The organism is Hymenobacter sp. UYP22 (genome assembly GCF_040547285.1).
Taxonomy (GTDB): domain Bacteria; phylum Bacteroidota; class Bacteroidia; order Cytophagales; family Hymenobacteraceae; genus Hymenobacter.
In genome coordinates this window covers 315,019-341,693 of the sequence record NZ_JBEPPK010000005.1, presented here as the reverse complement: position 1 = coordinate 341,693, position 26,675 = coordinate 315,019, and the positions used below count along the sequence as shown (strand labels likewise).

Sequence of the window (26,675 nt, the reverse complement as noted above, 5' to 3'; positions counted from 1 at the left end):
ACGTGTCTGGAAAACTGGCTCGCTCTGCATTGGCTCGCATTTACGACACTCCTGCTGCGTAAAATCAACAAGCAACCGACTTCCTAAACAGCTTCTATATTAGTCAGTGAAAGTGGAACTAGTCCCCGTAGTAGAAATTTCGCCGTCAGTTGTTGATTGGCAACGGATAGGGCCACGGCCTGAGTCGAATTTTATGCAAAATCCGCTGCAATGGGAGCAGTATCAGGCCCGCATACTGCAGATAGACGGATTCAATAATTACAGGCGTGTGCTACCGGGTAGCCGTTTTCTAGCGGTAGATGACTGGACTCTATCAGATTTACAGAAGCTTATAGATGCTCACTTGCATCCCGGAGATGAGGTAGTAGCTGCAGCAGATTCCTGTGCCTTATTCGGCGGCGGTATATTGTTTCTGAATGGTACTCCTGTACTAGTTCCGCAGTGTTGCGGTACACTAGCTGATATATACAGTTGGCAAGGATTAGTGGAACCGCAATTTCAGTCAAGCTATTTCTGCATGGAAGGCCATCCATGCCCGAAAGCCACTAAACAAGGATCTAGACTGCGCATTACCTGTCATGATGAAGACGGACAGTTTGATCAACCAGCCTTAACAGAATTCTCAGTGGACATACAAGCATTGGCAGCCGCCATTTCTTCAGCCGAAAGGACGCTGACAGTTTTGTGTGAGAAAGTAGATAGTCTGTCCAGTATTTTTGGTGTGCAAAAACTCTCAGATCATCTTATCCGGGGTAAATAAAAAGCCACTACCGTGTGAATGGTAGTGGCTTTTTATTTATCGACTCAGGTTTCATTTCACATTCACCACGTTCATAGCCCGCTCCACACCCATAGCCCCAAAGGCCAATACGGCTTCGGCGGCTTTTTCCAGGCGGCCTTCCAGGTCAATCTGTTCATCGGCGGAGAAGGGGCTGAGCACATAATCCACCTGTCGTCCCTTGGAGAAGCTGGAGTCGATGCCGAAGCGCAGGCGGGCGTACTCGTCGGAGCCCAGAGTTTCCTGGATGTGCTTGAGGCCGTTCTGGCCGCCGGCCGAGCCTTTGGCTTTCAGCCGCAGCTTGCCGAAGGGCAGGGCGAGGTCGTCCGTCACGACTACCATATTTTCCTTGGTGAGCTTGAGCGTGCTCAGCCAGTGGGCCGCCGCCTTGCCGCTCAGGTTCATGTAGGTAGTGGGCTTCACCAGCACGTAGGTATGGCCCTTATGCTTGATTTCGGTGGTGAAGGCGTGGCGGCCCAGCTGCCAGGGCGCGGCGTCGTGCTTACGGGCCAGGTAGTCACCCACCATAAAGCCCACGTTGTGACGCGTATCGGCGTATTCCGGCCCGATATTGCCTAGGCACAGCACAAGAAACTTGCTCACTAATTGACCACTGATTACACGGATTTCCCGCAGATTTCACTGATTTCGGGGACGATTAGGCCTGAGTTGCAGCCTGCCTACATCCATCGGCAGCGCAAAGATGCACGATACACCGTGAATCAGTACCTGCCCCAAAAACAAAAAGAGCCGCCCTGCAACAGGGCGGCTCTTTGTCTGATAACCGCGAATCGTCCACAAAATCCGTGAAATCCGCGAGAAATCCGTGTAATCAGCGGTCCTTATTTGTCAGCCTGCAGCTGGCCTTTGAGGGCACGCGGGATAGTAACGGTGGCAATGGGAGCCAACGCGTTGGTGAGGATGGTGTAGCCTTTGGGCTCCACTTTGTTCACCTTGATCGACTTGCCCAGGCCCAGGTCCGAAATATCCACTTCCACGGAGTCAGGCAGGTTTTCGGGGGTAGCTTTTACTTTGATCTTGCGCAGCTTGCTTACCAGCTTGCCACCAGCCAGTACGCCCGGCGAAACGCCTACGTACTTCACGGGAACTTCCATTTTCACTTCTTTGCCGTCCTGCAGCTCCAGGAAGTCAACGTGCAGCAGCATTTCGTTCACGGGGTGAAACTGCGAATCCTGCACGATGGCGCGGCGGATGTCGCCCTCAATGTTCAGCTCAACTACGTGCACCTCGGGGGTGTACAGCAGCTCACGGAACAGGATGGCCGGAACGGAGAAGTGAACTTCGTCGGCGCCGCCGTACAGTACGCAAGGAACGTACGAGTCGAGGCGGAGCGCCTTGGCGTCCTTCTTACCGAGATTCGCTCTTTTAAACCCTACAATCTCGAGGCTTTTCATAAAAGTGTGCTTTTGAGGAAAAAAACGCGTGCCCAAAGCAGGCAAACGGGCCGCAAAGATAGGTAGATGAATCGGGAGTTGAAAGGTAGCCTGATAATCGATTCTCCTCTTCGATATTTCTGGCTGTCATTTGCGGACTTCCCCATTTTATCGGAAAGCTACCCAAGCGACGAAGCGAACGAAAGCAAGTAACACCAAGCCGCCAAATAAGCGTAGCAATCCTTTACTGACAGATTTAGCAGCAAATGCCCATCGTCCGATAGCCACCAAGCAAGAAAGGATTATTGCGCCTGTTACTACTCCTAATACAGAGTGCTCCGGCATGGTGCAAATACGAAAAGAAAACTGCGCTGACCTTACACAAACAACGAACTAATCGACTCGTGCGATACCACGTTGTGGATAGCCTGGGCGAACAGCGGAGCCAGGGAAATAACCTTGATTTTGTGGTTTTCCTCTTTCAGCGGAATCGTATCGGTAACCACCAACTCCTCCAGCACCGAGTTGCGGATCCGCTCGTGGGCCGGGCCCGAGAGTACCGGGTGGGTAATAACGGCCCGCACGGATTTGGCCCCGCGCTCCATCAGCAGCTCGGCAGCTTTGCAGATGGTGCCGGCCGTATCCACAATGTCATCCACCAGCACCACATTCATGCCGGTCACGTCGCCAATTACCTGCATGGAGGCAATTTCGTTGGCCCGCAGGCGCATTTTGTCGCAGACCACAATTTCGGCCCCAAACTTCTTGGCGAAGGCCCGGGTGCGGACCACGCCGCCCACGTCGGGGGAGGCAAATAAAAGGTTATCCAGGTTCAGGCTTTTGATGTAGGGGGCCGTTACGGTGGAGCCATCGAGGTGGTCTACCGGAATGTCGTAGAAGCCCTGAATCTGGCCGGCGTGCAGGTCGCAGGTCATCAGGCGGTCGGCGCCCACGCTCTGAATCATGTTGGCCACCACTTTGGCCCCGATGCTCACGCGCGGCTTGTCTTTGCGGTCCTGGCGGGCATAGCCCATGTACGGCATCACCACGTTCACTTTGTAAGCCGAGGCGCGCTTGGCGGCATCTACCATCAGGGCTAGCTCCATTAGGTTTTCGGCCGGGGGGTTGGTGCTCTGAATCAGGAATACGGCGCAGCCCCGCACGCTTTCATTGAACGAGGGGCCCAGCTCCGTATCGGCAAACCGCTGAATGCTTAAGTCGCCGGGCTGAATGCCGTAGGCGGCCGCAATTTGCTCGCCCAACTCGCGGGAAGCGTTACCCGCAAAAATCTTAACCTGCTGTGACATGAAAGGGGTGGTGGAAAAGTGAGTCACAGATTCTGCAAACTGAAAAAAGGGATTCCGCAGACGACAGAACGGGCTGTTCCATCTGCGAAATCCCTTTTCAATCTGAAAAATCTGTGATTGAAAAAGCGAAAGGCGCCGACTCTTCCGGTAGAGGGAAGAATCAGCGCCTTTCGCGTTGGAGAGTGTCGAAGTTGTCCGACCAGGGCTCGAACCTGGACTTTCTTGAATCAAAATCAAGCGTGTTGCCAGTTACACCATCGGACAATTTCCCGCTCGGCTGCCGGTGTAAGCGTGCCGTTTGGTTGTGCAAATGTACGGCGGCTTTTATTCAAGGCAAATTTCTGGGCAATTATTTTTTGCCGGGTTCCAGTGTGAAAGGCCGAAAAAGAGGCTTTCCTAGCTGATTTTCAGCAGTTCAGCCGCTGAAAAAAAAGTTGGTGCACTGGCCTGTCAGGCGGCCTTGGCAATGCCGGGATTAAGCCGTACTTTTGCGACCTGAAACGTTGCACCCATCCCCTTATAGTAAAAGAAATGGCGAATACCGGCAAAATCACCCAGGTTATCGGTCCCGTGGTGGACGTGAGCTTCGCGGGTGAAGGCTCTAAGCTTCCCAACATTCTCGACGCCCTCGAAGTCATCAAGGACAACGGCCAGGTGGTCGTGCTGGAGGTCCAGCAACACCTAGGCGAAGACCGGGTGCGTACCATTGCCATGGACTCGACTGAGGGTCTGACCCGCGGCGCCGCCGTGCGTGACCTAGGCGCTCCAATGTCGATGCCCACGGGCGAGGGCATCAAAGGCCGTCTGTTTAACGTAATCGGCCAAGCCATCGACGGCATTCCCCAGCCCAAGAGCGACGGTGCCCTGCCGATTCACCGCCAGGCTCCGCCTTTCGAAGACCTCGCCACTTCTTCCGAGATTCTCTACACGGGTATCAAAGTAATTGACCTACTCGCACCTTATGTGAAAGGTGGCAAAATTGGTTTGTTCGGTGGTGCCGGTGTAGGCAAAACCGTACTCATCATGGAGTTGGTAAACAACATTGCCAAGGCCTACGCTGGTCTGTCGGTGTTTGCTGGTGTGGGTGAGCGTACCCGCGAAGGCAATGACCTGCTGCGCGAATTCATTGAGTCGGACATCATTAAGTACGGCGAGGAGTTCAAGCACTCGATGGAAGCCGGTGGCTGGGACCTGACCAAAGTTGACGAGAACGAACTGCTCAAGTCGCAGGCTACTCTCGTGTTCGGTCAGATGAACGAGCCCCCCGGAGCCCGGGCCCGCGTAGCCCTCTCGGGCCTCACGGTGGCCGAGAACTTCCGCGACGGTGACGGCACCGGTGCCGGCCGCGACATCCTGTTCTTCATCGACAACATCTTCCGCTTCACGCAGGCGGGCTCGGAAGTATCGGCTCTGCTGGGCCGGATGCCTTCGGCCGTAGGGTACCAGCCCACGCTGGCCACCGAAATGGGTGCCATGCAGGAGCGTATCACCTCGACCAAGCGTGGTTCCATCACCTCGGTACAGGCCGTATATGTACCGGCGGATGACTTGACTGACCCGGCTCCGTCGACGACGTTTGCCCACTTGGATGCTACCACCGTACTGAGCCGCAAAATCTCCGAGCTGGGCATCTACCCCGCCGTGGATCCGCTGGACTCTACTTCCCGCATTCTGTCGGTAGAAGTACTAGGCGAGGAGCACTACAACACTGCTCAACGCGTGAAAGAGATTCTGCAGCGCTACAAAGAACTGCAGGATATCATCGCCATTCTGGGTATGGACGAACTCTCGGAGGAAGACAAGCTGACCGTAACGCGTGCCCGTCGGGTGCAGCGCTTCCTGTCGCAGCCCTTCCACGTTGCTGAGCAGTTCACTGGCCTGAAAGGTGTGCTGGTTGACATCAAGGAAACCATCATTGGTTTCAACGCCATCATCGACGGTAAATACGACCACCTCCCCGAGGCCGCCTTCAACCTGGTTGGTAACATCGAGGATGCCGTAGTGAAGGGCGAAAAGCTGATGGCCGACGCCAAGTAATTTCTTCTAATGTGAGGAATGTGCTGATGTGAGAAATGTGAATATGCTCCGGCGTCACGCTTTCTCATCAGCACATTCAGCACATTTTTACAATTTCTCACATTAGAAAAGATGCATCTGGAAATCATCACGCCTGACCGTAAGGTATTCGAGGGGGAGGTTACATCGGCCCAGTTTCCGGGTGTAGATGGCCTGTTTGAAGTTTTGAACAACCACGCCCCGCTGATTTCGGCTTTGAAAGCCGGGGAAGTGGTGCTGAACGGTGGTTCTACCCGCTTTGCCATTGAAGGCGGCGTGGTAGAAGTGCTGCGTAACAACGTGATTGTACTGGCAGAAGGCGCTACTGCGTAACTTGTCAGGACCTGAGTATGCAAAAGCCCCGCACCTGATTAGCAGGCGCGGGGCTTTTGTTTTGGTGAAAGGGGAGGTTGTAGCTTGCAGCTTTTGCGGGAGGCTGGTGTTCTTGGCCTGCCGTCCCACCCTGTAACGGCCGCTTACCAGAGAAACCCATGCATATCCACCCCAAAATCACACCCATTTACCAGACCTCGGTTTTCAAGTTTGAAGACCTCAACGAGTTGGAATTGTACTTCGGGGAACCGGGTAGCCGCTACATGTATTCGCGTAACGGCAACCCCAACTCCGATGAGCTAGCCGAGGCGGTAAACCAGTTGGAAGGCGGCGCGGGTACGGTGGCTACGGGCTCGGGCATGGCGGCAATTTTTGCGGCAATTCTCACGTATTGCACGGCCGGCGACCATGTGCTGTGCGCGGCGGATATTTACGGGGGCTCAGCGGCGCTGCTCAGCCAAGAACTGGAACGGCTGGGCATCGGCGTAACCTACGTACCCTTCGATGACCTAACCACCAACCTAGCCCAGTACGCACAGGCCCGCACCCGGCTGCTGCTCTGTGAAACGATTAGCAACCCATTGCTGCGCGTGGTTGACCTGCAGGCGGCGGCCGAGGCCGCTCATGCTCTGGGCCTGAAGCTGGTAGTGGATAATACGTTTGCCTCCCCGGTGCTCACCAACCCCTTGGCTTTTGGGGCCGATTTGGTGATGCACAGCGTAACCAAGTACCTCTCGGGCCACTCCGATGTAACAGCTGGCGCGGTAGTAGCCCGCACAGCGGAAGACGCCACTCGCCTCAAGCACATTGGAATGTTGTTTGGGCTTACGCTTAGCCCCATGGAAAGCTGGCTGGCGGTGCGGGGCCTGAAAACATTGCGCCTACGCATGAATGCTCACTGCTACAATGCCCAGGCTGTAGCCGAACTCTTAACTCAGCACCCGGCCGTGGCGGAGGTATTTTACCCGGGACTGCTCACTCACGCGCAGCACCACCTCGCTTCCGAGCAAGGCGCGGGACGCTTCGGGGGCATGGTCTCATTCCGGCTGGCCGATGACTCGGTGGAGGCAGTGAACCGGTTCATACGCGCCAGTCACCAGTTTCCGTTTGCACCTTCCCTAGCGGGGGTTGACTCGTCCTTGTCTTATCCGGCCGGCACCTCGCATCGGGCACTCTCCGAGGAGCAGCAGCAGCAGCTTGGTATTACGGCCGGGTTGGTACGCCTGTCGGTAGGGATTGAGCCAGTGGCTGACTTGCTAGCGGATCTGCAGCAGGCGCTTGATTAGCCTGATTCAATAGAAAAAGAGCCTCTAAAGCAATTTAGAGGCTCTTTTTCTATATACTACTTGTAAATAATTTTGTACTCTATAAACTACTCATGAAACTTTTTGTGCCAAATCAGTGAGTTACGTTAGGTAGTTAATTGCGTGAATGGACGATGCAACGCGCTGTACATCAGCTTCTGTCATGGCTGAGCCGGAAGGCAAACATAGGCCCCGTTGGAATAGGCCACCACAAACCTCGCCGCCGTACACCGGAGCCGCCGCGAAAAGTGGCTGTAGATGCAGGGGCTTCCAGAGCGGGCGGCTCTCAATGTTGTGGGTTTCTAGGTGCAGGCGCAGCTGCTCGGGCGTAACGCTGGTTTCGGCGGGATTGAGTAGGAGGCAGGTAAGCCAGCGGTTGGAGTGCCCCCCAGCCGGCTCCTGGGGCCCAAGTGCAAGGCCGGGAATAGCCGCTAAGTGCTTCTGGTACCAAGTATAGATTTCGCGGCGGCTCTTAACCCGGTCTTCCAGAAGCCCCATCTGACCCCGGCCAATGCCCGCCAATAGGTTGCTGAGCCGGTAATTGTAGCCTACTTCGGAGTGCTGGTAGTAGGGTGCCGGGTCGCGAGCTTGGGTGGCCCAGAAGCGCGTTTTGTCGGCCCAATCCGGGCGGTTTGTTACCAGGGCGCCCCCCCCGCTGGTTGTCAGAATCTTATTGCCATTGAAGGAGAAAACGCCTACGTCGCCGAAGGTACCCAGGGGCTGGCCTTGATAGCGGCTGCCTAGGGCTTCGGCGGCGTCCTCTAGCACCGGTACCCCGTATTCCTGCGCCACGCTCAGCACCTCGCGCAGGCGGCAGGGCATGCCGTAGAGGTGCACGATGATGAGGGCTTTGGGCCGGCGGTTCTGCCGCTGCATGTCCAGTAGGGCTTCCCGCAGCCGCTCCGGGCAAATATTCCAGGTTTCGGTTTCACTGTCAATAAAAACGGGCTTGGCTCCCAGATACAAAATGGGATTGGCCGTGGCCACGAACGTGAAGGAAGGACAGAGCACCTCGTCGCCGGGGCCCACGCCCAGCAACTGCAAGCCCAGGTGAATAGCGGCAGTGCCCGATGATAAGGCCACGCAGTGTCCGGTGCCGGTGAACTCACAGATATCTTGCTCAAACCCATCCAGGTTGGGCCCTACCGGGGCCACCCAGTTGTCTTCAATAGCCTTGTGCAGGTAGTTTAGCTCATGGCGGCCCAGGTGGGGTGGGGACAGATACAACCGGTCGTAATCCTGACTGCGCATGAAACTCAAGAGGGAAAAAGGTAGGCGGGTAGCTAGCAAGATGAAGAAATTTGCTGATGCCGGGGTGGAAATCTGCCAGGAGCTACGGTTGTCTTTGGGCCTGAACCGTTCGGGCGGGCACGCCCACGGCCGTGCAATTACCCGGCAGATTCCGCACTACCACGGCCCCGGCCCCAACAATGGTGGCGGTTCCTACGCGCACTTGGTTGATAACCGTAGCATTGGTGCCCAGGTACACGCCGGTTTCCAGGTGAGCCTCGCCGCCCACGTTGGCATGCGGCATCAGGGAGCAGAAATCATCCAGTACAGCATCGTGGCCAATGGTACACCCCAAGTTCAGGAGTACATGCTGGCCCAGGGTGATGTCACAGGTAAGAATACAGCCTTGGCAGATAACCGAACCTGCCCCGATGGTGAGGTGCTGATAGTCGGCTCGCGCCACGCCAGGGTGCACCAAGGTGGCAAACTGCACGTGCGCGGAGGTTAACCGGCTCGCAATGGCTTGGCGGCTGCGGCTGCTGCCCACGGCAATTATGGCGTGTAACGGCTGCGGGCTGGAGTTGAGGTCGGCCACGGTGCCGCGGTAGGGGATGCCGTGAATAGTAGGCTGGGCTGGCACCTGGTCATCGTAGAAGCCAGTAACCTCCCAGGTGGGTTGCTGCGCATTAATTTGCCGCACCAGTAGCAGCACTTCCCGGCCTAGCCCACCAGCCCCCACAATAGCCAGTGGCCGCAATGCCTTGGAAAAAGTAGAAGCTGGCTGCATAGAGGATGTAGAATTATGAGGGCGAACTAGGAGATTCGGGCGGCGTGCCCCGGAAGGCTTCCGTGGTGGCCTGGCCAGGCGCGGCAATATCGTGGGCACCCAGCACGCGGCCTACGGTGCGCAGCAAAATTCGCATATCCAGCCCAAACGACAGGTGCTCCACATACCACACGTCGTAGGCAAATTTCTGCTCCCAGCTGATGGCATTACGCCCGTTAACTTGGGCCCAGCCAGTAATACCGGGCCGCACCTCGTGGCGGCGAGCCTGCTCCGGTGAGTACAGCGGTAGATACTGCGCCAGCAAGGGGCGGGGCCCAACCAGGCTAATGTCGCCGCGCAGCACGTTCCAGAGCTGGGGTAGCTCGTCGAGTGAGGTGGCGCGTACCCAGCGCCCCAGCCGCGGCAGGCGCTCCGCATCGGGCAGCAGTTGGCCCTGAGCATCGCGCTGGTTGGTCATCGTCTGAAGCTTGAAGAAGGAAAACAACTGGCCGTGACGGCCGGGCCGGGGCTGGCGGAACAGCCAGTGGCCCCCATTCTGGCGGGCCAGCAGCACCGCCAACACTGCTAATACGGGCAGTGCCAGCACCAGCAGCGGAGCGGCCACGGTCACGTCGAGCAGGCGCTTGCCGGAGCGGGCGTACCAGGAAGGGCGTTGTGGCATGGCGGTGAGCTTGAAGCCGCAAGCTACACGCTGTCCGCTCTTTTCTGTGCCGCTTGGTGTAATTGGGTAGCCGGTGGCGTGATGGGAATGGCGGGTAGCTCGTAGCTTGCGGCCTCTAGCTTCTGATTCCCATGCTCGTTTTTCCCAACGCCAAGCTCAACCTCGGCCTCTATATCACCAGTCAGCGGCCCGATGGATTCCGCAACCTCGAATCGGTGTTTGTGCCTTTGCCGTGGACCGATGCGCTGGAGGCGCTGCCCGCCCCTGCTGGGGTGGCAACCTCGCTGGCTCTCACCGGAATTCCTATTCCCGGCGAGCCGGCTACCAATTTGTGTTTACGCGCTTATGAGCTCCTGAAAGTGGATTTCAACCTGCCCCTAGTGCAGCTGCACCTGCACAAGGTAGTACCCATCGGGGCGGGGCTGGGTGGCGGTTCCGGCGACGCCGCGTTTGCCCTGCGGGCCCTCAACGACCTGTTTGCGCTGGAGCTTACTCCGGCTGCGCTGGAAGCCTACGCCCGCCGCCTGGGCTCCGACTGCGCCTTTTTCATTCGAAACAAGCCGGTTTTCGCCTATGAGCGGGGCGACGTTTTTGAGGATATTACGCTGGATTTGACCGGGGTGGCCTGCAAGGTTATCTACCCCGGTTTGCACATCAGCACGGCCGAGGCCTACAGCCGCGTGCAGCCCCGCACTCCCCGCTACGATTTGCGCACGGCCATCGGTCAACCCCTGGAAACCTGGCGGGATACCATCAGCAACGACTTCGAGGAAGCCCTCACGCCGCACTACCCGGTGCTGGGCGAAATCAAAGCGCAGCTGTACGCGACCGGTGCGGCCTACGCCAGCTTATCGGGCTCCGGTTCGGCGGTGTACGGGTTGTTTCCGGGCCAGCAAACGCCACCGAAACTGGTGCTACCGGATACGTACCAGGTGTGGGATGGGCGCTTGTGATAGGAGAGTAGCGCGAACTTTGTAGTTCGCGTCCCAAAACGAAATCACCCGGATGGTGCGGGGGCGCGAACTACAAAGTTCGCGTTACTTACCCCACCAGCACATCAGCCGCCTGGGCTTTGCGCTGGCGGCGCTGGTTCCACTGGTCGAGAATGGGGTGAATGAGCACGCTGGACAGAATGACGACCGTGCCCAGATAGAAGCCAGTAGAAAGTTTTTCCTGCCCAAAACCAGGCACCCGTAGCGTGTACATGATGACGGCCAGCACAATACCGTACACCGGCTCCAGGTTGATGGTCAGGTTCACTACGAAGGCCGAAATGCGCTTCATGAGTTCCACCGACGTGCTGAAGGCGTACACCGTGCACACGCCCGCCAGCAGCAGCAGCCACAGCCAGTCGTAGCCGGAAAGTGCCAGTTGCAGGCCCTGACCGTCGGTGAAGTACAGGCTATAGATGGGCATAAACAGCACAATACTGAGGCAGGCCCCGGCCATTTCGTACAGCGTCACTTGAAACGGTGTGTGGCGCTTCACCAGCTTGGAGTTGAACACGCTGAACAGGGCCGACAGACCCGCCGACAGTATGGCCACCAGCAGCCCCGCCATCTGGTCCAGCTCTGCCTGCGACACTAGGTACAGTCCCACCATCGTCAGCAAACCCAGACCTACCTCGTAGAAGCGCACCTGCCGCCACAGTACCAGCGGCTCTAGCAGAGAAGTCCACAGCGCCAGCGTAGCCAAACCCGCCAAACACACACTCACCGATGACAAGCGGGCCGCCAGGAAAAACGTAATCCAGTGGGCCGCCACCAGCACGCCCACGCCTAGCAGCTTAGCCGCCTCACCCGCTGCCACCCGCCAGGGCTGACGCCGTAGCACCAGCAATGCGCCCAGGCCGGTAGCGGCCAGCAACGTGCGCCAGAACACCAGCTCCACCGGCGGCACCGATATGAGCTTGCCCAGAATAGCCGTGAAGCCCCAGAGTAACACAATGAAATGTAAACGCAGGTAGTCTTTAAGCATGAGGGGAGGTGGTGAAATAGTGAGGTGGTGAAATGGTGAGTTGTGGTTCTGGCTGCGCAACACGCGCAAGCGGCACCGTCAGAACCACAACTCACCATTTCTCCACCTTACCATTTCACCGTTATTGCGGAATGACGCGGTAGAGCACGGCGCCGATGAGGGTGAAAATGATGCTGGGAATCCAGGCGGCCAGCAGGGGCGAGAGGGTGCCCACGGCGGCCAGGTTGCGGCTCAGAATCACGAAGATGATAAACACGAAGGCCAGCACGAAGCCCAGCGCAATTTGCCCGCCCACGCCGGCCCGGCTCTTGCGGGCACTCATAATCACCCCAATGACCGTGAGAATAAACATGGCGTAAGGGTAGGCGTACCGCTCGTGTTTTTCGCTCAGGTACACCTGCGTATCGTCGGAGCCGCGGGCTATTTTTTGGTCGATGAAGCGGTTGAGCTCGGGCAGGGTGAGGGTTTCGGCTAGGCGGTAGGTGCTGGCGAAGTCCTTGGGGTAGAGGTTGAGCGTGGTGTCGCGGGCGGGCATGGTTTGCAGCGTCTCCTTCTCGCCCCGAAACGTGCGGACGAGTTGGGGCGTGAGGTGCCAGGCCCGTTTGGTGGAGTCCCAGGTAATGGCTTCGGCCGTTATGCGGCGCTTCAGCAGCTGCCCGTCAATGGTTTCCAGCGCAAACTTGTAGCCCACGTTGTTCACGTTGTCGTAGCTCTCCATGAAGGCGTAGCTCTGGGGGCCGATTTTGATGTGCACGTTGCGCCCGCTAAACCGGTAGGGGTTTTTGATATAGGCCTTCTCGAAGCGCACCCGGGTTTTGTTGGCAATGGGAATCAGCCAGCCCGTCATAGCCATCGTCATCACCCCCAGAATCACACTACCCATGATGTAGGGCAGCAAAAACCGCTTAAAGCTGATGCCCGAGGCCAGAATAGCCACTACCTCGGTGCGCGCCGCCAGCTGAGCCGTCACAAACACCACCGCAATAAATACCGTGATGGGGGAGAGCAGGTTGGCGAAGTACGGGAACAGATTCACGTAATACTCCGTCAGAATCTGCCAGGCCCCCAGGTTGTGCTGCAGAAAATCGTCGTTTTTCTCCGTGAAGTCAATCACGCAGATAACCGACACGAGCAGCACCACCGAGAAGAAAAACGCGGTGAGAAACTTCTTAATGATGTACTTATCGAGCAGCTTCATGAATCACAGATGCACGCTGATGAAATTGAGTACCCAAATTTCCTGGCGCAAACAAATAGGGAAAAACGGTTAGATTCAGACCAGAAGCGCCCAACTGCTGCACTGCGGCTCTATGCGTCAACAGGCTGATCATTCTGGCAAACGAACAACTCAGTATAATCAGTTTAATCAGCGGGCATCTGTGCTTTACAAACGGGTCATTACCTGTTTCACCATTTTATCTTTCCACTCGCGGAAGGTGCCGGCCAGGATTTGCTGGCGGGCCTGCTTTACCAGCCAGAGGTAGAAGGTGAGGTTGTGGATGGAGGCAATCTGCGGGCCCAGCATTTCCTTGCTATGGAAGAGGTGGCGCACGTAACTGCGCGAGTAGAAGGTGCTCACGTAGCCGCCCAGCTCCTCGTCAATGGGGGCGAAGTCGTCGGCCCACTTCTTATTGGTCACGTTTATGATGCCCTGGGTGGTGAACAGCATGCCGTTGCGGGCGTTGCGGGTGGGCATCACGCAGTCGAACATATCCACGCCCAGCGCAATGTTTTCCAAGATGTTGGCCGGCGTGCCCACGCCCATCAGGTAGCGGGGCTTGTCCTTGGGCAGGATGCCGCACACCAAATCGGTCATTTCGTACATCATTTCCGCCGGCTCACCCACGCTCAGGCCCCCAATAGCGTTGCCCTCCCGGCCTTGCTCAGCAATAAACTCCGCCGACTTAACGCGCAAATCCTTGAAGGTAGAGCCCTGTACAATCGGAAACAGGGTTTGGGAGTAGCCGTAATGGCCTTCGGTGCTGTCGAAGCGCTGAATGCAGCGCTTCAGCCAGCGGTGCGTCATATCCAGGGAGCGGGCGGCGTAGCTGTACTCGCAGGGCCAGGGCGTGCACTCGTCGAAGGCCATCATAATGTCGGCCCCGATGGTGCGCTGAATGTCCATCACGCCCTCCGGCGAAAACAGGTGCTGGGAGCCATCCACGTGGGAGCGGAACTTCACGCCTTCCTCCTTGATTTTGCGCGTGCCCGAAAGCGAATACACCTGGTATCCGCCCGAGTCGGTCAGAATCGGCCGGTCCCAGCCGTTGAACTTGTGCAGGCCACCGGCTTTCTGCAGCACTTCCAGGCCGGGGCGCAGGTACAGGTGATACGTATTGCCCAGGATAATCTGAGCGTTGATGTCGTTTTTGAGGTCGCGCTGCTGCACGGCTTTCACGGTGCCGGCCGTGCCCACGGGCATAAAAATGGGCGTTTCAATGGCGCCGTGGTCGGTGTGCACCACGCCGGCGCGGGCGTTGCTGTGCGGGTCGTTGGCTACGAGGTCGAAGGTCATTCTGGGAGGAGCTAGGAGCTAGAAGCCAGGAGTTAGGAGCAAGATGAAGCCGCCGCCACCATGGACAGCCTCCTATCTTCCAGCTCCTAACTCCTAACTCCTATCCACAAAGGTACTCGCCCCACCCCGAATGCCTACTTTTGCCAGCTGAATCACACCTTGCATTTTGCCTTTCTCTCTTTCTCCTGCCACCTGGGTGCTGCTGGCCGCCGTGCTGGTGCAGTTCTACTACGCGGCCTACTACTTTCTGCCCTTTGCCCGCCGCCGCCCAGAGCCCACTACCGGCCCGGATGATGAGCCTGTATCCGTACTCGTGTGCGCCCACAACGAGCTGGAAAACCTGCGCCGCCTGCTGCCGCTGCTGCTCCAGCAAGACTACCCGGCCGGCTTTGAACTGGTGGTTATCGATGACCGCTCCAGTGATGATACTTACTTGTACGTGCAGCAGCTTACCCAGTACTATCCGCACGTGCGGCTGGTCACTGTCACGAGCACCCCTGACGGATTGGCACCCAAAAAGTACGCCCTGACACTGGGCATCAAAACTTCTCGTTACCCCCGCCTGTTATTCACCGATGCCGACTGCATTCCGGCCACCAATCAGTGGATCAGATACATGCAGCGCGGCTTCAGCCAACAGGCCGATATGGTATTGGGATACTCGGCTTACGCTGAAGAACCGGGCTTCCTGAATAAGTTAATTCGGTTTGAAACCTTGCTGTCGGGGGCACAGTATTTGTCCTTCGCATGGCGCGGCCAGCCTTACATGGGGGTAGGGCGCAACCTGGGGTACACCCGGCAAGTCTTTCAGCTAACTAAAGGATTCGCTTCCCACATTCGCAGCCTCTCCGGCGACGACGACCTGCTGGTGCAGGACGCCGTGCAGCGCGGGGCGCGGGTAGCGGTAGTGGCCGAGCCGGGGGCGCATACCCTCAGTGAGCCGGCTGCAACCTGGGGCGCGTGGTGGCGGCAAAAGCGTCGGCACCTCTCCGCCGGGCGCAGCTACCGCCTCGCCGATCGGGCTCGAATAGGGGCTTTTATTGGCTCCAATGTGCTTTTTTACGGTACGGCAATCGGCCTGCTGTTTTCCCACTCCGATTGGGTACCTTTGGCTACGGTGTGCCTGCTACGCACCGCTGCTATGCCGGCCGTGTACCACCAACTCGGCCGTAGGCTCGATAACCAGTTGCCTCTCATATGGCTGCCGGTGCTCGATGCTGTGTATTTTTTTTATTATCTCGCTCTGGGAATCTCGCTGTTCCTCTACCGTACGCTCCGATGGAAGTAAATCAGGAAAAACAGTTCTCCGCCAAAGCCAAGCACGACTTCAAGTTGATTCGGGCCGCTGTGGAGAAGAACGACGGCAAGGCTTACGCCGAGCTGATGCAGATCTACAAGAAGCCCGTGTACCACGTGGTGCTGAAGATGGTGCGCAACCCCGACGACGCCGAGGACCTCACCATCGAAGCCTTCGCTAAGGCCTTCCGTAACCTGCACAAGTTTAACCCCGAGTTTGCTTTCAGCACCTGGCTGTTCCGCATTGCCACCAACAACTGCATCGACTTTATTCGCAAGAATAAAATCAAGACGATGTCGATTGACTCGGCCATCAAGATTGACAACGGCGACGAAATCACCATCGACTTCCGCGACCAGAACCTGAACCCCCAGGAAACGGCCATTAAGAACCAGAAAATCGAAATCATGCAGCACGTGGTATCCCGGCTGCCCGATAAATACCAGCGCCTGGTAACGCTGCGCTACTTCGATGAGCTGAGCTACGAGGAAATTGCCCAGGAGCTAAAAGCCCCCCTCGGCACCGTGAAAGCCCAGCTGCACCGCGCCCGTGAGCTGCTCTATGACATGGTGAAAAACAAGAAGGAAATCATCTAGTGAAAAAGCCCCGCCGTAAGGCGGGGCTTTTTTATGCCCGGCGTGGTCCGACTAATTCCCGCAGAGTTGGTCGGACCACTCTCGTTGCTGAGGTTGCTCATGTCTGCGGTATCTGCCAGCGTATCGTTCAACGAAAGTGGTCCGACCAACCCTGCGGGAATTGGTCGGACCACGCTGTACCTTTACGCCCACCATGAACCTGATCAACCACTACTTCCCGCACCTCACCGACCACCAGCGCCAGCAGTTCCAGCAGCTCGATACTGAGTTCCGGGGCTGGAATGAGCGCCTCAACCTGGTAGCCCGCACCGACGTGGACAACCTGGAGGAGCGGCACTTTCTGCACTCTTTGGGTATTGCCAAAGTAGTGGAGTTTGCGCCGGGTTCCTCAGTGCTGGATGTGGGTACGGGGGGCGGTTTGCCGGGCTTGCCGCTGGCTATCCTGTTCCCGGAGGTGAAGTTTCATTTGGTGGATAGCATCGGCAAGAAAATCCGGGCGGTGCAGGAAATGGCTCATGCTCTGCACCTCACTAACCTCACCGCCGAGCAAACCCGCGCCGAGCAGCTCCGCCCCAAGTACGACTACGTAGTGAGTCGTGCCGTAGCCCGCCTGGCCACCTTCCACACCTGGATTGCCCACCGCTACAAGCCCCGCCACGAAGCGGCCCCGGGCAGCGGCCTCTACTACCTAAAAGGCGGCGACCTGACCGAGGAAATTCAGGAATCCGGCCTGAAAGCCACAGTCATTGATTTGCCAGACTTCTTCCAAGAGCCCTTTTTTGAAACCAAGAAAGTGGTAGTGGTGCCCGCGTAGGGGAATAAGTACCTGCCTCGCTGCGCTTTTTTACGCCGTGCAAAAGTTTTTCTGCTACCTGGCCGAATCAGCGGCGGAAATAAGCTCCTCCGGCTGGGGTAATGGTGCGCTACTGGGTGGGGCTTGCGTAGCCAGTGTGGCGCTAAGGGCCTGGGCCGCCGCTACCACCGGTGCCGGGTAGTGCAGGCGCGCCAGCAACCGGATGGCGTTGCGCGTGGTAAGCGGCCCGGGTTTGAGGCGGTAGTCGAAATACCAGTCCTCTGCCGTGACCGTCTCGCAGAAATGGTACTCGGTAAAGCACGACTGCAACAGCGCCCCCAGCTCGCCGTCGTGGGTGGCTGCCATTACCCAGCTACGGGGCTGCAGATACTCCAGCACGGCTTTATTGGCAGCAATGCGCTCCTGGGTATTCGTGCCTTTAAACAGTTCATCCAGCAGCAGGAGGTAGCTGTCGGGAGCCGCGTCGCAGGCCAGCAGCAGTTGCCGCATGGTTTCGGCCTCTACCAAGTAGTAGCTTTTGCCCGTGGGCAGGCTGTCGGCCAGGCTGAGGCTGGTGAGTATCCGGCAGAAAGGGGCGCGGTAGGCGGTGGCCGGACAGGTGGCTATGGTCTGGGCCAGCAGGGCACTCACGCCCAGCGTGCGCATAAAGGTGGTTTTGCCCGACATATTCGAGCCGGTCAGCAGGACGCCCGGCCCGGCGAGGGTCAGGTCGTTCGGCACGCACCCCGGCACCAGCGGGTGGTAGCCGGCTTGCAGTTGAATACCCTCGGCCGCCGGCCCGAAGCAGGGCGCACAGGTAGTATGACGCTGGCGGAAGCTGGCCACCGCCAGGGCGCAATCAATGTAGCCAACCGCCTCGAACACCGCCCGGATAGCGGGGGCTTCCCGTTGCACGGCCGCCCGGCAACGCGCGTACACCGCCATATCGAGCAGCAGCAGCATCTTGAGTAGTTCCAGCAGCCAGTTGTCTTCCACCTGAAAGAAGGCCACCTGCCACACGAGAGCCTTCAGCCGGGCCAGGGGCGCTGGTAGGTGCTGCAAGGGTAGTGCCGTCTGCTGCAACTCCCGTCCCGCTTGGTACAGGCGGCCCAACTGCAGCAGCGGGCGGACACAAATATTAATCCGCTGAAGTTGCCAGAAATGAAACACCGCATTGGTAAGGGCAAACGTAATCGTGCCCAGCCAGAAAATGGGTAGCCAAAAACCGACGAGCAACGTGGCTAGCAACCCCAGCGCGAGCAGCGGCGCGAAGCGGGCCCCGGGCAACGTGGGGAGCGGTTCGCCGCTAATCAAATCGACCTGATAATACGCCTCGCGGGCAGTTAGCTGGTCGAGGGCGAGCAGGGCCTGTCCGCGCGCTACGGGTTGCTGTGCCAGCAAGGTGACGGCGGCATCAAACTCGCGCAGGGCGTTTTCATCGGCCAACGGGCTGCGCAGGCGGTGGTAGAGGCATTGCTGGCCTACCCGGCTCACCGTGGCATCGAGCAGCTCAAAGAGCAGGTCGCCGTTCAGGTCGGCCCAGGTTTGGTCCGGCAACCGGTGATAGGCCGGCTCGTGCTGCACCAAGTCATAGTAGCGGGTCACTAAGGGCAGGTTAGCGGAGTGCGAAACCGGCTGCTGCCAGGCCGCCTCCAGGCGCGCTAAACGCTTGCGAGAAGAAGTCCACATAAGAAACGGGAGCCGTTAGCGGAGCGTGGGTAGTGCCCCGGCCGCCCCAGACACCGTGAAAGGTAGCTGGATAGTGAGGATAAGGAGAATACCCCGCGCCGGTGTCAGGAGGAGTAGGCGTAAAACCGGTGCAATTCCGGAGCAGGGGATACAAATAGGTCGAGAAGGAGTTTCAAGCGTTACAGGAGCTTGAACACAAGTGTCTGCTGCTACTATAGCTGCGCTAAACCACTAGGATGCCTGCAACTCAAGAGGAGACAGTTGTCCTGCTCCATCAGTTATGCGCTGACCAGGCTTCAGAACACTCGTGGAAGAAAGCAGATCAAACCAAGCATAAAATACCGCACAACCCGTAGCTGCTACCTCACTAGCGCGGTACCTCCGCCGTCAGAAACTCCACGGCGCGCCGCTCTGAGTAGTACGGTCCATCCGGGGCGCCTTCCCCGAAGCCCACGTGGCCCCCGTCGGCGGGCGTTTCTAGGAATAAATAGGGACTTTGGGCAGCTACCTCACGGGGAAAGCAGGAAGCCGGCAGAAACGGGTCGTTTTGGGCATTGACCAGCAGTGTAGGAATGCGGATGCCGCTGAGGTAGCGGCCCGAGCTGGCGTGCTCGTAGTATTCATCCGCCGACTTGAAGCCGTGCATGGGTGCCGTAAACCGGTCGTCAAACTGGGGGAAATCCTGGAGGGTATCAATATCCGTCAGGTCTACCTGGCCCGGTAATAAGGCCGCTTTCTGCCGCATCTTTTCCCGTAGCGTTTTCATGAAGCGGTTCAGGTAGATGCGGTTTTCTAGGCGGGCAATATGGTGGGAACTGGATTTGAGGTCGGTAGGCACTGAAAACACAGCGGCCCGCTGCACTTCTTTCGGCACCCGGGCCGGGTTTTCGCCCAAGTATTTGAGCGTCACGTTGCCGCCTGCCGAAAACCCCGTCAGAAACACGCGGCGGTAGCGGGCAGTGCCTAAGGCGTAGCGCACCACAAAATCCAGGTCGTCGGTGTCGCCGAGGTGGTAGGAGCGGAGCAGGCGGTTCATCTCGCCGCTGCAGCTGCGGTAATTCCAAGCCAGGGCATCGAGGCCGGCGTGGTTAAGAGCCCGCACCATACCCCGCACGTAGGGCCGGCCCGCGTCGCCCTCCAACCCGTGTGATACAATGGCGAGGGTATCGGTAGCTTGTCCGTCAGGTCGGCGCGACCAGTCCAAGTCCAGAAAGTCGCCGTCCTCGGTTTCGACCCGTTCCCGCTGGTAGCGCACATCGGGTACAGAGCGCCACAGGCTGGGCACAATGGTTTGCAGGTGGCCGTTGAACATGTAGAACGGCGGCTGGTAAGCGGAGTGTGAGACGAGGGGCATAGCAGTAGGCAGCAGTAATCCAGAAAAGTGCAGCCAAGTAGGGCCTGGAAATATACGCAACGGTAAAGTAGGCATGCCTACTTTACCGTTGTCTGAAAGGGAAACAGTTTGGGCGTGAAATAGCCTTTTTACCTCCACCTCTACAATGCACGTGCTGTTGTGTTAATAGTTGAGGTTCAATATTTTGTGACTGGTTGAGCTAGAATAAAATCAGAGAAATATGCGTACCCACCAGCAGGATGAACGTAGAATAGGGTCCTGACCAACTGCCTACGCATTATGAAAACAACGCACAGTATTTTCCGCCTTTTTCTGCTGGGTTCACTTGCTACAGGCGCTGCCTGTACGGGTACCAGCCCCGGTGCCGCCACTAATGCCGCTACCACATCAGCTACTGATGCTACCGGCACCGGCTCCGGCACCGACATGACCTCGACTCCTGCTGCAGATGCTACCTCCGGCACTGGCAGTAGCGGAACTACTACAGCAGCATCGAGCGGGGCGGCTGGCACAACCGGCAGCGCTACCGGTAGCACCACCGGTGCCGGCGCGGGCAACCCCGCCGATATGACTGCCTTCACGGCCACCTTTGCTACCATGCAGGACCCCGTGTTTCTGATGAATGCGGCTAGTAGTAATCTGCTGGAAATACAGCTTGGGCAAGCGGCCGCGCAACGGGCCAGCAATGCCGACGTGAAGCGATTCGCACAGATGATGGTGACGCACCATACCAAAGCCACCCAAGACCTCAAATCAGTGGCCACGCCCCTGGGTGTGCAGATACCTGAAACCATGATGCCGGTACATCAGGCCATGGCTGATAAAGTCATGAGCAAATCGGGTAAGGATTTCGATGAAGCATACATGGACGCCATGGAAACAGCGCACAAGATGGACATTGCCATGTTTGAAGTGAAAAGCCGGGCTGCCGACACGCCAACCGTGAAGACGTTTGCTACCAACACCCTACCTATGCTTCGCTCCCATGAGAAGATGGCCAGTGAAACCGAAAAAAAGGTAGACTAGGCGCTGAGCGAAAGGTTAAACCAACAAGCCCGTCGATATAGCGTTCCGTTGAAATAGATACCGCCCCGACCTTGGCTTCTGAGCTAAAGCCGGGGCGGCTGCTTACTGGGGGGAGGATGAGGAGGTTTTGTCTGAGAGGTTTGCTATTTCAAACCAAACCACTACCTTTGCACTCCCCAATTGAACTGAATTCGAGCAGAAGACCATATTTCAACCCCCATGGCAAACCATAAATCGGCCCTTAAGCGCATCCGTTCCAACGAAGCTAAGCGCGTGCTGAACCGTTACCAGGCTAAATCTACTCGCACTGCTATCAAAAAGCTGCGCGGTATCACCGATGCTTCGGCCGCTCAGGAGCAGCTGCAAAAAGTATCGTCGATGCTGGACCGTTTGGCCAAGAAGAACATCATTCACAAGAACAAAGCCGCCAACAACAAGTCGAAGCTGGCCAAGTTCGTGAAGTCGCTGGCTGCCTAAGTAGTCAACCGGCTTTCTGCTCTTTTATACAGAAAGGCCTTGGGCGCAAGCTCAGGGCCTTTTGCTGTTTCGGCTGCACACTGTCCTAGCGGCAAATAGTGGCTGCTACATTCACGGCAAGCCAATGACGCTGTTTAGAAAATAGTGAAATGTCATACAGAAGCGGAGGCGCAGCATCTCGCGTGCTGATGTATGAATGGCACGGCAACGTCAGCACGCGAGATGCTGCGCCTCCGGCTCTGCATGACAGTCGGTTGATCTTTAGGACCTCCTAAAAAGCTTCAATAAAAAAGTCCGTCAGCAAAGTGCTGACGGACTTTTTCGTGAATAGCAGTAGGCGGTTACGCTACGCTTACCTTTACCATGTTGGTTTTGCCCTTTTCGTTAATGGGCATGGAGGCCGTATTGATAAACACGTCACCCTTCTGCAGGTGGCCGGTAGTAGTCAGGGCGTACTTAATATCCGATACGGTGCTGTCGGTGCTCACCATCCGATCATAGTAGAAGCCGCGTACCCCCCAGATTAAGCTCAAAGTAGTAAGCAGGGAGCGGTTATCGGTGAAGATGAAGATGTTGGCTTTGGGCCGGTACTTGGCAATCTGGAAGGCCGTGTAGCCCCGGTGCGTCATACCAGTAATGGCTTTGGCACCCGTGTTCTTGGCCAGGTGGCAGGCCGCCGACAGCACGCTGTCCACCATGAACGTGGGCGACTCGGGCGTGATGGGCCACCAGCGGTGGTACAGCGACTCGCGGCGGGTTTCCACGCTCATAATCGTGCCCACCATCGAGCGAATTACCTCGGCGGGATAAGCACCCACGGCGGTTTCAGCGGAGAGCATTACGGCATCAGCCCCGTCGAGCACGGCGTTAGCCACGTCGCTGGTTTCGGCGCGGGTAGGACGGGGGGCGGTAATCATGCTTTCCATCATCTGGGTAGCTACAATTACCGGTTTGCCGGCCTTGTTGCACTTCTCCACAATCATCTTCTGGGCCATTGGCACCTCCTCCATCTTCACCTCCACACCCAGGTCGCCGCGCGCTACCATTACAGCGTCAGTGAGGGCAATGATTTCGTCGAGGTTCTTGAGGCCTTCGGGCGTCTCAATCTTGGCAATTACGCGGGCAGTTTTGCCGCTCTCCGCAATCAGGCTCTTGATAAAGCGGATGTCCTCGCCCCGGCGGGCAAACGAGAGGGCAATCCAGTCTACGTCGTTTTCGAGGCCAAATTTCAGGTCTTCGATATCCTTTTCCGTCATGGAAGGAGCCGAAACCTCCGAGTCGGGGAGGTTGATGCCTTTGCGGGGCTTCACCAGGCCGCCGTAGATTACTTCCACGTCCACTTCTTTGTCCCGGTCGGTAGCCAGCACGCGCAGCTCAATCTTACCGTCGTCGATGAGGATCATGTCGCCGGCTTTCACGTCGCGGGCCAGGCCCAGGTAAATCGTGCTCAAGCGGGTAGCCGTGCTGATTTCCTTCTCGCCGCACACCAGCTTAATTTTGTCGCCGGCCTTAATTTCTACGCCGCCGCCTTCCACCTCCCCGAGACGAATTTTAGGGCCCTGCAAGTCCTGGAGCAGGCCTACGTGCGTGCGCATGTCCTTATTGAGGCGGCGCACCGTGTTAATCACCGATAGGTGGTCTTCGTGGCTGCCGTGCGAGAAGTTGAGGCGAAATACGTCCACGCCTTCGCGCATGAGCATGCCCAGCTTCTCGTAGGTGTTGGACGCGGGGCCCACGGTGGCAATTATCTTGGTTTTATTAAAATGCGGACGAGCTTCCATGAGGCGTTGTATGGTCAAAAAAGTAGTTCAGTAAAACAAGGAAACACATGCCGCACTGAGCAGCGCAAAGGACCTTACCCCGTAGCAACAGCTCGTCTGGGCGAGTGGCAGTCCGGCGTGATAAGGTCCTTCGTGCTACCCAGCAGTACAGGAGTTCAAAACTCAAAAGAGCAGATTTTCTTTGAATTTAAGGTCATTCGGGTCAACCTGGCTGACTAACTGGACCTCGGGCAGAGCCGAAAGTTGCACGAGCAACTCATCTGATGAGTGGCTGGCCATGCCGTTGCTCACCTGCAACAGATAGTCGTACTCCTTGATATCGGGGGCGAGGAAAGGCTTTTTCAGGGGCGAAGGGTCCACGGAGCGGTTACGGAGCAAGCGTAGCGTGTAGTGCTCGGTGGTATGCAGATAGTTGCTGATGACCAGCCGGCCCTGGCTAAACAGGTCGTAAATCAGGTCCTGCTGCTTAATCAGCCGCAGATGCAGCGCCCGGTTGAGTACCCAGGCCAAGGTATGCTCCCGGCTGGACGATACGAGCCCGAACAAGTCGAAGTCGCAGTCATACTCCACATCCAGGGTAAGGGTTTTCATGAGCGGAAAAAGGAAGGAAAACGCAAAAATAAGCGCCGTAGTACCCCGGTGGAACTCAACGGGCCATAATCTTGCACCCGGAAGATTAGGGGGGTGAAGTTTGACAATGTTAGCGAAGATGGTGTTATTTGTGCCGAGTTTTCCTTAAACCCCCACGGAAATGTCTGAAATTGCAGAAAAAGTAAAGGCCATCATCATCGATAAACTCGGCGTAGAAGCTTCGGAAGTAACGCCGGAGGCTTCCTTCACCAACGACTTGGGCGCTGATTCGCTCGATACCGTTGAGCTGATCATGGAATTCGAAAAAGAATTCAACGTGTCTATCCCAGACGATCAGGCTGAAAACATCGGCACCGTGGGCCAGGCTATCAGCTACCTCGAGGAGCACGCCAAATAGTTAGTAATAAGTATTTGGTATTGAGTAGTTGGATTCCGTGGTGTTGCTGTGTATAGCGACATACTAACTACTAATTACTCAATACCAAATACTTATTACAGCTGCTTGCCGGCCGGCCTGCCGCCGGCCGTTTTGCTTTTCTAGTGATTTCCTTTCTTTCGCTTCTCTGAGCCAGCCTATGTCTCTTCGGAGAGTTGTCGTGACCGGCCTGGGTGCCATTACCCCGCTGGGAAACACCGCCCCTGCCTATTGGGAGGGCCTGCAAGCCGGCGTGAGTGGGGCCGCCCCCATCACCCGTTTTGATGCCAGCAAGTTCAAAACTCGCTTCGCCTGCGAAGTGAAGAACTACAACCCGGATACCTACTTCCCCACCAAGGAGGGCCGGAAAATGGATATCTTCACCCAGTTTGCCCTGATTGCCGCCGATGAGGCCATTCAGGATGCCAACCTGAAGGGAGTGGATAAAGACCGGGTGGGCGTTATCTGGGGTTCCGGTATCGGGGGGCTCACCAGCCTCCAGGCCGAGTGCATCAACTTCGCCAACGGCGACGGTACGCCCCGTTTCAACCCCTTCTTCATTCCGAAGATGATTGCCGACAGCGCGTCGGGCAACATCTCCATCCGCCACAAATTCCGGGGCCCGAACTTCGTAACTACCTCGGCCTGCGCGTCTTCGTCTGACTCCATCATCTCGGCCTTCAACTACATCCGCCTGAACATGGCCGATGTAATGGTGACCGGGGGCTCGGAGGCGGCCATCACCGAATCGGGGGTGGGCGGCTTCAATGCTCTCAAGGCCATGAGTGAGCGAAACGATGCCCCCGAGCAAGCTTCTCGCCCCTACGATAAGGAGCGGGACGGGTTTGTGCTGGGAGAAGGCGCAGCCTCGCTGATTCTGGAAGAATACGAGCACGCCAAGGCCCGCGGGGCTAAAATCTATGCCGAGCTGATTGGCGGCGGCATGTCGGCCGATGCCTATCATATCACCGCGCCGGACCCCGAGGGCAACGGCGTAGTGCTGGTAATGCAGAATGCCCTGCGTGACGCCGGTATTTCGCCCGCCGATGTGGACTACATCAACACCCACGGCACCAGCACTCCGCTGGGGGACGGGGCCGAGGTGAAGGCCATTCAAAAGGTGTTCGGTGAGCACGCCTACGACCTGAACATCAGCTCAACCAAGAGCATGACGGGGCATTTGCTGGGTGGCGCGGGCGCTATTGAAGCGGTGGCCTGCATCCTGGCCATGCAGCACAACGTGGTGCCCCCCACCATCAACCACTTCACCGACGACCCGGAGCTGGACCCCAAGCTGAACTTCACGTTCAACAAAGCCCAGGCCCGCGAGGTGAACGTGGCCATGAGTAATACCTTCGGATTCGGCGGCCACAACACGTCCGTCATCTTCCGTAAAGTGCGCGACTAATGCCAAAGCCCGGTCAGCCCCTGCCATTATTCGGTTTTTTTCGCCGACTGCTGGGCCGTGACCGGGCTTTTCGGCAGGCTATTGCCACCCTCACAGGGCACACGCCCGACAACGTACGCCTGTACCAGCTGGCTTTCACGCACTCCTCCATTGTGCGGCAGCAGGGTGAGCAGGCCCGCCACCAAAGCAACGAGCGGCTGGAATTCCTCGGCGACGCCGTGCTGGGCACGGTGGTGGCCGAGTACCTGTTCCGCAAGTTCCCGTACGAGCAAGAAGGCTTCCTGACGGAGATGCGCAGCCGCATCGTGAACCGGGAAAGCCTCAACGGCATTGCCCTCAAAATTGGCCTCGATAAGCTGGTGCAGCTGGATGCTGCCCAGGGCCGGGCTGCCCGCTCCCGTTCCGTGAATGGCAATGCCCTGGAGGCGCTGGTAGGAGCCGTGTACCTCGACCAAGGCTACAAAACGGCCCGCAAGTTTGTGCTCAGCCGCCTCATCAAGCCCTACGTGGACGTGAAGGCCATGACCCAGACGACCACCAACTTCAAGAGCAAGCTGATTGAGTGGGCCCAGCGCAACGGCAAAAACCTGCGCTACGACCTCACCGGCGAAGCCCGCCCCGGTGGCGTAATGGAGTTTTCGGCCACGGTAGTGGTGGATGAAAACCCAGTAGCCGTAGGTATGGGCCTGAGTAAGAAGCAGGCCGAGCAGCTAGCCGCTGAGCGGGCGTTGGATACGCTGGGGGTGTAAGAACTCTGTGCCTTCTGCGAAACCACCGCGTCCTCTGCGGGCTACCATCGTACCAACGACGTAGCCCGCAGAGGACGCGGTGGTTTACGCAGAAGGCGCAGAGGCAACCCAATCCGGGGAAATGGAGTTGATTTGCACTGTCAACCCTTTCACCCGAA

General features: G+C 57.5%; 26 protein-coding genes and 1 tRNA gene. 13 read left to right on the top strand and 14 right to left on the bottom strand.

Going from position 1 to position 26,675, the window contains the following annotated elements; genetic code table 11:
• Positions 1–193: 193 nt before the first annotated feature.
• Positions 194–760 (top strand): hypothetical protein, encoded by a 567-nt coding sequence (locus tag ABIB60_RS11685; RefSeq protein WP_354580063.1) that lies wholly within the window; start codon positions 194–196, stop codon positions 758–760.
• A 51-nt stretch (positions 761–811) separates the two neighbouring features.
• On the opposite strand, the gene pth is transcribed toward ABIB60_RS11685, so the two are convergent.
• From pth to ABIB60_RS11665, 4 genes are all read right to left on the bottom strand, one after another.
• The gene (gene pth / locus ABIB60_RS11680) at positions 812–1,381 is read right to left on the bottom strand and encodes an aminoacyl-tRNA hydrolase (RefSeq protein WP_354580062.1); all 570 of its coding nucleotides are present in this window, start codon (positions 1,379–1,381) and stop codon (positions 812–814) included.
• 239 nt (positions 1,382–1,620) lie between these two features.
• Positions 1,621–2,193, bottom strand: coding sequence for a 50S ribosomal protein L25/general stress protein Ctc (locus tag ABIB60_RS11675; protein WP_354580060.1), 573 nt, complete (start codon positions 2,191–2,193; stop codon positions 1,621–1,623).
• Positions 2,194–2,549: 356 nt separating this feature from the next.
• Positions 2,550–3,479 carry a ribose-phosphate pyrophosphokinase gene (locus ABIB60_RS11670; protein WP_354580059.1) on the bottom strand — a complete coding sequence of 310 codons (930 nt, stop codon included), beginning with the start codon at positions 3,477–3,479 and terminating at the stop codon, positions 2,550–2,552.
• A gap of 191 nt (positions 3,480–3,670) precedes the next feature.
• Positions 3,671–3,743 (bottom strand) — tRNA-Gln (locus ABIB60_RS11665).
• A gap of 267 nt (positions 3,744–4,010) precedes the next feature.
• Between ABIB60_RS11665 and atpD the strand changes: the two genes are divergently transcribed.
• The 3 genes from atpD (at position 4,011) to ABIB60_RS11650 (ending at position 7,153) form a co-directional block, all read left to right on the top strand.
• Positions 4,011–5,516, top strand: coding sequence for a F0F1 ATP synthase subunit beta (gene atpD / locus ABIB60_RS11660; RefSeq protein ID WP_354580058.1), 1,506 nt, complete (start codon positions 4,011–4,013; stop codon positions 5,514–5,516).
• Positions 5,517–5,627: 111 nt separating this feature from the next.
• The gene (atpC, locus tag ABIB60_RS11655) at positions 5,628–5,867 is read left to right on the top strand and encodes an ATP synthase F1 subunit epsilon (protein WP_354580056.1); all 240 of its coding nucleotides are present in this window, start codon (positions 5,628–5,630) and stop codon (positions 5,865–5,867) included.
• Between the two features lie 158 nt (positions 5,868–6,025).
• A complete protein-coding gene (locus ABIB60_RS11650; RefSeq protein ID WP_354580055.1) occupies positions 6,026–7,153 on the top strand; it encodes a trans-sulfuration enzyme family protein in 1,128 nt (375 codons plus the stop codon).
• A 120-nt stretch (positions 7,154–7,273) separates the two neighbouring features.
• On the opposite strand, the gene ABIB60_RS11645 is transcribed toward ABIB60_RS11650, so the two are convergent.
• The 3 genes from ABIB60_RS11645 to ABIB60_RS11635 form a co-directional block, all read right to left on the bottom strand.
• Entirely contained in the window at positions 7,274–8,422 is a 1,149-nt protein-coding gene (locus ABIB60_RS11645; RefSeq protein WP_354580053.1) for a DegT/DnrJ/EryC1/StrS family aminotransferase, read from the bottom strand.
• A gap of 82 nt (positions 8,423–8,504) precedes the next feature.
• Positions 8,505–9,188, bottom strand: coding sequence for an acetyltransferase (locus ABIB60_RS11640; RefSeq protein ID WP_354580052.1), 684 nt, complete (start codon positions 9,186–9,188; stop codon positions 8,505–8,507).
• A 13-nt stretch (positions 9,189–9,201) separates the two neighbouring features.
• Positions 9,202–9,849 carry a sugar transferase gene (locus ABIB60_RS11635; RefSeq protein ID WP_354580050.1) on the bottom strand — a complete coding sequence of 216 codons (648 nt, stop codon included), beginning with the start codon at positions 9,847–9,849 and terminating at the stop codon, positions 9,202–9,204.
• A gap of 131 nt (positions 9,850–9,980) precedes the next feature.
• Here ABIB60_RS11635 and ispE point away from each other — a divergent pair, with 131 nt between their 5' ends.
• The gene (gene ispE, locus ABIB60_RS11630) at positions 9,981–10,802 is read left to right on the top strand and encodes a 4-(cytidine 5'-diphospho)-2-C-methyl-D-erythritol kinase (protein ID WP_354580048.1); all 822 of its coding nucleotides are present in this window, start codon (positions 9,981–9,983) and stop codon (positions 10,800–10,802) included.
• An 88-nt stretch (positions 10,803–10,890) separates the two neighbouring features.
• Here ispE and ABIB60_RS11625 read toward each other — a convergent pair whose 3' ends face one another.
• The 3 genes from ABIB60_RS11625 to tgt all read right to left on the bottom strand — a co-directional run bounded on the left by ABIB60_RS11625 (position 10,891) and on the right by tgt (position 14,341).
• Positions 10,891–11,826 carry a DMT family transporter gene (locus ABIB60_RS11625; RefSeq protein WP_354580047.1) on the bottom strand — a complete coding sequence of 312 codons (936 nt, stop codon included), beginning with the start codon at positions 11,824–11,826 and terminating at the stop codon, positions 10,891–10,893.
• A gap of 121 nt (positions 11,827–11,947) precedes the next feature.
• On the bottom strand, positions 11,948–13,024 hold the full coding sequence (locus tag ABIB60_RS11620) for an LptF/LptG family permease (RefSeq protein WP_354580046.1): 1,077 nt from the start codon (positions 13,022–13,024) through the stop codon (positions 11,948–11,950).
• A 186-nt stretch (positions 13,025–13,210) separates the two neighbouring features.
• Positions 13,211–14,341, bottom strand: coding sequence for a tRNA guanosine(34) transglycosylase Tgt (tgt, locus tag ABIB60_RS11615; RefSeq protein WP_354580045.1), 1,131 nt, complete (start codon positions 14,339–14,341; stop codon positions 13,211–13,213).
• Between the two features lie 166 nt (positions 14,342–14,507).
• On the opposite strand from tgt, the gene ABIB60_RS11610 reads away from it, so the two are divergent.
• From ABIB60_RS11610 to rsmG, 3 genes are all read left to right on the top strand, one after another.
• Positions 14,508–15,629, top strand: a complete 1,122-nt coding sequence (locus ABIB60_RS11610) for a glycosyltransferase (RefSeq protein WP_354580043.1) — start codon at positions 14,508–14,510, stop codon at positions 15,627–15,629.
• Complete coding sequence (locus ABIB60_RS11605) at positions 15,620–16,234, top strand: RNA polymerase sigma factor (RefSeq protein ID WP_044001076.1); 615 nt, start codon at positions 15,620–15,622, stop codon at positions 16,232–16,234. Before ABIB60_RS11610 ends, ABIB60_RS11605 begins: the two co-directional genes overlap by 10 nt.
• 193 nt (positions 16,235–16,427) lie before the next feature.
• Positions 16,428–17,048: a 16S rRNA (guanine(527)-N(7))-methyltransferase RsmG gene (gene rsmG, locus ABIB60_RS11600; protein ID WP_354580041.1), complete on the top strand. Its 621-nt coding sequence runs from the start codon at positions 16,428–16,430 to the stop codon at positions 17,046–17,048.
• 54 nt (positions 17,049–17,102) lie between these two features.
• On the opposite strand, the gene ABIB60_RS11595 is transcribed toward rsmG, so the two are convergent.
• On the bottom strand, positions 17,103–18,716 hold the full coding sequence (locus ABIB60_RS11595) for a MutS-related protein (protein ID WP_354580040.1): 1,614 nt from the start codon (positions 18,714–18,716) through the stop codon (positions 17,103–17,105).
• A 367-nt stretch (positions 18,717–19,083) separates the two neighbouring features.
• Positions 19,084–20,070: a YheT family hydrolase gene (locus ABIB60_RS11590; protein WP_354580039.1), complete on the bottom strand. Its 987-nt coding sequence runs from the start codon at positions 20,068–20,070 to the stop codon at positions 19,084–19,086.
• 279 nt (positions 20,071–20,349) lie between these two features.
• Between ABIB60_RS11590 and ABIB60_RS11585 the strand changes: the two genes are divergently transcribed.
• On the top strand, positions 20,350–21,096 hold the full coding sequence (locus ABIB60_RS11585) for a DUF4142 domain-containing protein (protein ID WP_354580037.1): 747 nt from the start codon (positions 20,350–20,352) through the stop codon (positions 21,094–21,096).
• Positions 21,097–21,315: 219 nt separating this feature from the next.
• The gene (gene rpsT, locus ABIB60_RS11580) at positions 21,316–21,573 is read left to right on the top strand and encodes a 30S ribosomal protein S20 (protein ID WP_354580036.1); all 258 of its coding nucleotides are present in this window, start codon (positions 21,316–21,318) and stop codon (positions 21,571–21,573) included.
• 341 nt (positions 21,574–21,914) lie between these two features.
• On the opposite strand, the gene pyk is transcribed toward rpsT, so the two are convergent.
• Together pyk and ABIB60_RS11570 are read right to left on the bottom strand one after the other, a co-directional pair.
• The gene (gene pyk, locus ABIB60_RS11575; RefSeq protein ID WP_354580035.1) at positions 21,915–23,354 is read right to left on the bottom strand and encodes a pyruvate kinase; all 1,440 of its coding nucleotides are present in this window, start codon (positions 23,352–23,354) and stop codon (positions 21,915–21,917) included.
• Between the two features lie 162 nt (positions 23,355–23,516).
• A complete protein-coding gene (locus tag ABIB60_RS11570; protein ID WP_354580033.1) occupies positions 23,517–23,945 on the bottom strand; it encodes an IPExxxVDY family protein in 429 nt (142 codons plus the stop codon).
• Positions 23,946–24,105: 160 nt separating this feature from the next.
• Here ABIB60_RS11570 and ABIB60_RS11565 point away from each other — a divergent pair, with 160 nt between their 5' ends.
• The 3 genes from ABIB60_RS11565 (at position 24,106) to rnc (ending at position 26,517) form a co-directional block, all read left to right on the top strand.
• Positions 24,106–24,342, top strand: a complete 237-nt coding sequence (locus tag ABIB60_RS11565) for an acyl carrier protein (RefSeq protein ID WP_019948606.1) — start codon at positions 24,106–24,108, stop codon at positions 24,340–24,342.
• Positions 24,343–24,520: 178 nt separating this feature from the next.
• Positions 24,521–25,768, top strand: coding sequence for a beta-ketoacyl-ACP synthase II (gene fabF / locus ABIB60_RS11560; RefSeq protein ID WP_354580030.1), 1,248 nt, complete (start codon positions 24,521–24,523; stop codon positions 25,766–25,768).
• A complete protein-coding gene (rnc, locus tag ABIB60_RS11555; RefSeq protein ID WP_354580028.1) occupies positions 25,768–26,517 on the top strand; it encodes a ribonuclease III in 750 nt (249 codons plus the stop codon). The genes fabF and rnc overlap by 1 nt, the downstream gene beginning before the upstream one ends.
• The last annotated feature ends 158 nt before the right edge of the window (positions 26,518–26,675 follow it).

What these genes read in the sequence shown, in the direction of transcription:
- rsmG (WP_354580041.1), top strand. Translation starts at nt 16,428, where the DNA reads ATGAACCTGATCAACCACTACTTCCCGCACCTCACCGACCACCAGCGC.
- ispE (WP_354580048.1), top strand. Translation starts at nt 9,981, where the DNA reads ATGCTCGTTTTTCCCAACGCCAAGCTCAACCTCGGCCTCTATATCACC.
- ABIB60_RS11675 (WP_354580060.1), bottom strand. Translation starts at nt 2,193, where the DNA reads ATGAAAAGCCTCGAGATTGTAGGGTTTAAAAGAGCGAATCTCGGTAAG.
- pyk (WP_354580035.1), bottom strand. Translation starts at nt 23,354, where the DNA reads ATGGAAGCTCGTCCGCATTTTAATAAAACCAAGATAATTGCCACCGTG.
- ABIB60_RS11595 (WP_354580040.1), bottom strand. Translation starts at nt 18,716, where the DNA reads ATGTGGACTTCTTCTCGCAAGCGTTTAGCGCGCCTGGAGGCGGCCTGG.
- ABIB60_RS11620 (WP_354580046.1), bottom strand. Translation starts at nt 13,024, where the DNA reads ATGAAGCTGCTCGATAAGTACATCATTAAGAAGTTTCTCACCGCGTTT.
- ABIB60_RS11570 (WP_354580033.1), bottom strand. Translation starts at nt 23,945, where the DNA reads ATGAAAACCCTTACCCTGGATGTGGAGTATGACTGCGACTTCGACTTG.
- ABIB60_RS11590 (WP_354580039.1), bottom strand. Translation starts at nt 20,070, where the DNA reads ATGCCCCTCGTCTCACACTCCGCTTACCAGCCGCCGTTCTACATGTTC.
- atpD (WP_354580058.1), top strand. Translation starts at nt 4,011, where the DNA reads ATGGCGAATACCGGCAAAATCACCCAGGTTATCGGTCCCGTGGTGGAC.
- ABIB60_RS11650 (WP_354580055.1), top strand. Translation starts at nt 6,026, where the DNA reads ATGCATATCCACCCCAAAATCACACCCATTTACCAGACCTCGGTTTTC.
- ABIB60_RS11565 (WP_019948606.1), top strand. Translation starts at nt 24,106, where the DNA reads ATGTCTGAAATTGCAGAAAAAGTAAAGGCCATCATCATCGATAAACTC.
- ABIB60_RS11585 (WP_354580037.1), top strand. Translation starts at nt 20,350, where the DNA reads ATGAAAACAACGCACAGTATTTTCCGCCTTTTTCTGCTGGGTTCACTT.
- rpsT (WP_354580036.1), top strand. Translation starts at nt 21,316, where the DNA reads ATGGCAAACCATAAATCGGCCCTTAAGCGCATCCGTTCCAACGAAGCT.
- atpC (WP_354580056.1), top strand. Translation starts at nt 5,628, where the DNA reads ATGCATCTGGAAATCATCACGCCTGACCGTAAGGTATTCGAGGGGGAG.
- ABIB60_RS11645 (WP_354580053.1), bottom strand. Translation starts at nt 8,422, where the DNA reads ATGCGCAGTCAGGATTACGACCGGTTGTATCTGTCCCCACCCCACCTG.
- ABIB60_RS11635 (WP_354580050.1), bottom strand. Translation starts at nt 9,849, where the DNA reads ATGCCACAACGCCCTTCCTGGTACGCCCGCTCCGGCAAGCGCCTGCTC.
- ABIB60_RS11605 (WP_044001076.1), top strand. Translation starts at nt 15,620, where the DNA reads ATGGAAGTAAATCAGGAAAAACAGTTCTCCGCCAAAGCCAAGCACGAC.
- tgt (WP_354580045.1), bottom strand. Translation starts at nt 14,341, where the DNA reads ATGACCTTCGACCTCGTAGCCAACGACCCGCACAGCAACGCCCGCGCC.
- ABIB60_RS11670 (WP_354580059.1), bottom strand. Translation starts at nt 3,479, where the DNA reads ATGTCACAGCAGGTTAAGATTTTTGCGGGTAACGCTTCCCGCGAGTTG.
- rnc (WP_354580028.1), top strand. Translation starts at nt 25,768, where the DNA reads ATGCCAAAGCCCGGTCAGCCCCTGCCATTATTCGGTTTTTTTCGCCGA.
- ABIB60_RS11685 (WP_354580063.1), top strand. Translation starts at nt 194, where the DNA reads ATGCAAAATCCGCTGCAATGGGAGCAGTATCAGGCCCGCATACTGCAG.
- fabF (WP_354580030.1), top strand. Translation starts at nt 24,521, where the DNA reads ATGTCTCTTCGGAGAGTTGTCGTGACCGGCCTGGGTGCCATTACCCCG.
- ABIB60_RS11625 (WP_354580047.1), bottom strand. Translation starts at nt 11,826, where the DNA reads ATGCTTAAAGACTACCTGCGTTTACATTTCATTGTGTTACTCTGGGGC.
- ABIB60_RS11640 (WP_354580052.1), bottom strand. Translation starts at nt 9,188, where the DNA reads ATGCAGCCAGCTTCTACTTTTTCCAAGGCATTGCGGCCACTGGCTATT.